Source organism: Glaciimonas sp. GG7 (assembly GCF_052976905.1).
In genome coordinates this window covers 1-3,442 of the sequence record NZ_JBRIIQ010000184.1, presented here as the reverse complement: position 1 = coordinate 3,442, position 3,442 = coordinate 1, and the positions used below count along the sequence as shown (strand labels likewise).

Sequence of the window (3,442 nt, the reverse complement as noted above, 5' to 3'; positions counted from 1 at the left end):
TTGAGGGTGGGGGAGCCGATAGATAAGATTTGGCTTGTGAAATATCATAAAGTCCGTTCGGATTGAGTTGACACGTTGTGCTGTATCGAAATACACATGCATGCCAACGCTTTTGATTCGGATGGTGGCGAGAACATCACCATCGTCCTGAATCAGGGGGAGGGCGTCATTTAAATTGAGGAAAAACTGTTATTTGGATATGTGTAAGCGGTACGTTGGATGGGCTGCATTTGTTGGGTGGTAAGTGAGAGTAGTTACACAAATTCTTTTACAGCCTCGACTTTTTGGGTCACCGACAGCTAACGACCACAAACGGACACTGGCAAAGTTAACCACTGAATTAGTCGGCCCATTTGGAACCGTGTTAAGCGACGAGTTAGGTCACTATGGAACTAAACCTACCAACGTATCTTTTGACAGCGGTGCTGATAGCATCTACTCGATCAGTCCTTGCCAATCGAATCACCAACTCTGCCAGTTCACCTTGTTTAAGTCCTAAGGCGGCGCAAGCTTGGGAAGCGAGGGATTTCCGGTTATACACCTTTAGCAGCGCGTCATAGTCCTGTGTCTCAACAATAGACTTGAGCTCAGTATCAAAGCGAATGTACAGCGCGGCTACGTCGATTGATTGATATAAGTTCTTTAGTGCAGAAGTCAATGCAGTTTGCCCTTTAGCGCTCGCATCAAAAATATTAAGTTGATGTTTGATTTCTGCAGCTACTCGAAGCGATACCTGTGTATCTAGTTCGGACTGCAGCTGTTTGAAGACAAACTTAACAACTGTATTTAGATCCGTGGAAGGATCACGAGCAAGTTGAGTACTTACAATACTTAAAATTTCACGGGTGCAGAACAGATTCTCTACCTCTGCTACATCTAAGCAGAAAATATTGTCTCGCTCTAAAGCATCAATCTCGATCTGAGGTCGTCGGTCTCTATCAATTAATCCATAAACGTTTAGGCGGTGAAGCTGGGTGTTAGCCCGCAATGCCTTTACAGATTGAATGACTTGCGAGCAACTACCCCGAGGAATTACAAGGAAATTCGTCAAGACCAGACGATATAGCGAAACGTCATGGCTACCATTGTCACCTTCGACAAAGACGACTGGCTTACGACTTCCCAGTAGTTCAATAAGAAGCTCGTTTGGGAGTTCATCAGCCTTTCGGACAAGTTCCCAGTCCCAACTATCTCCGTCGTAAGATTTTAGCCAGATGCGCTGTGCACCTTCCTGAGCCGCAGCAAAATCAACATCGTGAGTTAAGTATACAAAGAGGCAATCGCTTCTAAGCCTTTCGATCTCCGCCCAAAGCGGTGCTTGCACAGACTTGTGAAGATGCAACTCCGGCTCATCGATGACAATGATGCCGTTGTTTGGAGCAGCTAGGCATTGACCGATTAAATAGAAAATAACACGCTCGCCGTCACTCATTTCAGACGAATTATAGATTTTGTTAATTTGATCTTTAACACGCGTCTGAACCCTTAAACCCCCTATTATTAGTTCCCGGTGTGGGAGTATTTTTTCCCATGTTTTTTTGAGAATATCAATCTTTGTTACCGGTGGATCAATTCTCGTTGTGCTAGCTTTATATGTGACTTTAAATTGAGCATTTGCTTCTGTTTCATCCGAAAATAGATAAACCATTAGCTTCTGGTAATCGTTTTGAGGAGTAGTGGCAGGCTTACTCTCCCATTTATTCATTTTGTTTTCATAGGTCCATTGTTCGTTGCCAAACAGTAGATTTTTTTCTGCCAACTCAATGGAAACCGGCGTTGTTGAATCCGGCATTGATAACGACTTTTGGGCTGAAATCCGGTGAACAGACTTGCGCTGGGGGGATTCAATCTCAATCCATGTACCAAGGCGAGTTTTGCCGGAGCCGTTTGCGCCGATTAGCAGTAGGCTCTGTGTTATCTCAATATATTCCCTCGTATTGCTGCTTCGAGGGAGGATCAGTTGGCGTTTTTCGGTCATCGTTCAATTGGTCTATAAATGGGGGGTATTGATGGATAAATAGCGGTTCAGAAAAAGTGAAAGGAAACAAAAATCTGAATGCGTGCTATTGGCGCAAAATTCACTAGGTCCGCAGATAGGTGCTCGTTCGAGCATTTAATTTATACGGTACTTAGTACCGGTATGTAAGTAACACTACGGTAACAATCAGGTTGTGTTGATGGTTACGACTATGTCAAACGAATAGAAAACCACAAACTTCTGAAGCCCTATCGAAGGTTATAACATCGACCGAGCCGCCTCCATTCTGAATAGCAAATTTATCGATTGACCTCAGTTTTCCGCAAGAGTATCTTTGCATCCTTCCTCCACAGAGGAAACAGGTGTGACAACCTGATTATCAATACTCCAGACCGCGTTATGCGGGCTGCGCCTTCGGTCGTCCTTTATGGGTGGCGGTGGCGGGGAAGCCTTCGGGCTTGCTGGATTTTTGAGTATTGTGCCAGTTTGTCACCCTCGTCATTTGCCGCCCACCCTCGTTAGCTAAAGGACCGATCGATGCCAAATATCAAGCCTCCGAAAAAATCAAAATTCCCTAAAACCAATCTTCCCGCCGCAGCTGCAATGCCGCCTGAGCCGATAAACGCGGAGGGAAAAGATTATTCCCTCGCCGAATTCGCAGCGGTTACGGCGGATGTTTGTCATGGTCTGCATAGTTACCTCAGGACCATTAAGCATGACGCCAGCACCAAGCCCTTAGTGAGTCCGCATATCGCCGCTTTGCAACAACTGGCGCTGGCGTCTACCTGGCTCTTGCATGAGCATGCGAATAAGAAATTGACGTCGTTTAATAAGTCCGGCGCTTCTGGCATCAAGGCCACGAAAGTACGCTGATATTTCAGCGCCTGTCGGGCCGGGTTGTTTTGGATTGCCAGGCAGGCTGTTGATCTCGGTGACAGCGCACCGAATACGCATATCGAAATGATCGTGGCGCGTCTTGCCCCACGATGTCAGTCCAATTCTGGCGATGGCGCGTGTGCGCTGTGGCTGATCCGGTTGGATGCTATCGGGCTACGGTGCGTAAAAGAGTGTGCGGCGTCCGGTTAGGGCGGGGGAGTGGTAGCGGTTGTTTGCGACCCGTTTTATCGACAGGGGAATATCACTTTTGAATCACAATGTCGCGCATGTCTCGTGACAGGCGGGCCAATTCAGCCTGATTGTGCTGTAACAATGCATGCTGCCATAAATCGTCTTTCTCTTCCGCGCATTGTTGTGCTGCTTCTAATCCGATGGTCTCCAACGACTTACCCATGGCGACTTTTAAGCGCTCAGGTTCACTTGCCGTTCCCAGCACATACACGCGATCGGCTATTGGTTGGGGGATAGCGGCCCGAACTTCAGGCAGGCGGTTTTCTACTCTCTCGTCAAAATCAATATCGATTCGTGCTCGATGAACCGGGCGCTTAGAGAAGCTATCACCGACTG

At 47.1% G+C, this 3,442-nt stretch carries 3 protein-coding genes; 1 reads left to right on the top strand and 2 read right to left on the bottom strand.

Annotation, left to right across the window (positions count from 1 at the left end):
* Positions 1-376: 376 nt before the first annotated feature.
* On the bottom strand, positions 377-1,978 hold the full coding sequence (locus ACVBEF_RS20855) for a DUF4435 domain-containing protein (RefSeq protein WP_447125817.1): 1,602 nt from the start codon (positions 1,976-1,978) through the stop codon (positions 377-379).
* A 537-nt stretch (positions 1,979-2,515) separates the two neighbouring features.
* Between ACVBEF_RS20855 and ACVBEF_RS20850 the strand changes: the two genes are divergently transcribed.
* On the top strand, positions 2,516-2,851 hold the full coding sequence (locus ACVBEF_RS20850; protein WP_447125816.1) for a hypothetical protein: 336 nt from the start codon (positions 2,516-2,518) through the stop codon (positions 2,849-2,851).
* A gap of 265 nt (positions 2,852-3,116) precedes the next feature.
* On the opposite strand, the gene ACVBEF_RS20845 is transcribed toward ACVBEF_RS20850, so the two are convergent.
* On the bottom strand, positions 3,117-3,442 hold a 326-nt coding region (locus ACVBEF_RS20845), incomplete at its 5' end, for a hypothetical protein (protein WP_447125815.1).

Excerpts from the sequence above, each read along its gene's own strand:
- ACVBEF_RS20850 (WP_447125816.1), top strand. The coding sequence starts at position 2,516 with ATGCCAAATATCAAGCCTCCGAAAAAATCAAAATTCCCTAAAACCAAT.
- ACVBEF_RS20855 (WP_447125817.1), bottom strand. The coding sequence starts at position 1,978 with ATGACCGAAAAACGCCAACTGATCCTCCCTCGAAGCAGCAATACGAGG.